Origin of the sequence: Kitasatospora sp. MY 5-36 (assembly GCF_001182915.1) — a bacterium.
Classification (GTDB): domain Bacteria; phylum Actinomycetota; class Actinomycetes; order Streptomycetales; family Streptomycetaceae; genus Kitasatospora.
Genome location: NZ_LFVW01001317.1, coordinates 1 through 912 on the forward strand (window position 1 = coordinate 1; position 912 = coordinate 912).

General features: G+C 74.8%; 1 protein-coding gene. It reads left to right on the top strand.

What is annotated here, in order from left to right; translation table 11 throughout:
- Window positions 1–411 precede the first annotated feature (411 nt).
- On the top strand, window positions 412–912 hold a 501-nt coding region (locus AE652_RS42200), incomplete at its 3' end, for a TerD family protein (protein WP_049661488.1).

The window sequence follows — 912 nt, forward strand, 5'->3', positions numbered from 1 at the left end:
GTCCTGGAGGCGGGCCTGCTCGGCGTCCAGCGGCACCGTGGCGGAGGTGCGGCAGCCGGCCGGGGCGGCCTGGGCGGCGGCCGGGGCCAGCAGGGCGAGGAGGGTTCCGGCGAGCGCGGCGGCCAGTCCGGCGTTGCGGCGTAGACATGTCATGTGCGCTGACAATAGGTCCGGACCTGACGGCCCGCCAGAGTGCCGACACGGCGCGCCGTACGCCGGTCCGAGGGCCGCCGGACCGGCCCGCCCGGTACCGGGAGGCGCCGCCGGGGGCCCCTCGGGCGGCGTTCCGCCGCTGGTGGGACGGCGTTCCGGCCCGGACGGAAAGCCGGCGGTTCGACCGGGAACCGCCGCGAGTTCTACAGCGTTGTCGTGGTCGAACAGCGGTACTCGTACGGTGGTGGAGGAAGTTCCATGAGCGTGGCCCTGACGAAGGGTGGCAACGTCTCCCTGGGCAAGCAGGCCCCCGGGGTGCGGGTGGTGCGGGTGGGCCTGGGCTGGACGGCCGGTGACGGGTACGACCTGGACGCCAGCGCGCTGCTCTGCGGGGCGGACGGGAAGGTCGCCTCGGACCAGCACTTCGTCTTCTTCAACAACCTGCGGAGCCCGGACGGCTCGGTCCGCCACCTGGGCGGGGCCGGCGGCGGCGCCGACCGCGAGCAGGTCGAGGTCCGGCTCGCGGAGGTCCCCGCCGGGGTCGAGAAGGTCGTCTTCGCGGTGGCGATCTACGACGCGGCGCAGCGGCGGCAGTCCTTCGGGCAGGTCCGCGGCGCCCACATCCGGGTCGTCGACCCGGACAGCGGCACCGAGGTGGCCCGGTACGACGTGGCGTCGGAGGCCGGCAGCGAGACGGCGATGGTGTTCGGCGAGCTGTACCGGCACGGCGCGCTCAGCCCCGAGCAGCTGTCGTACATC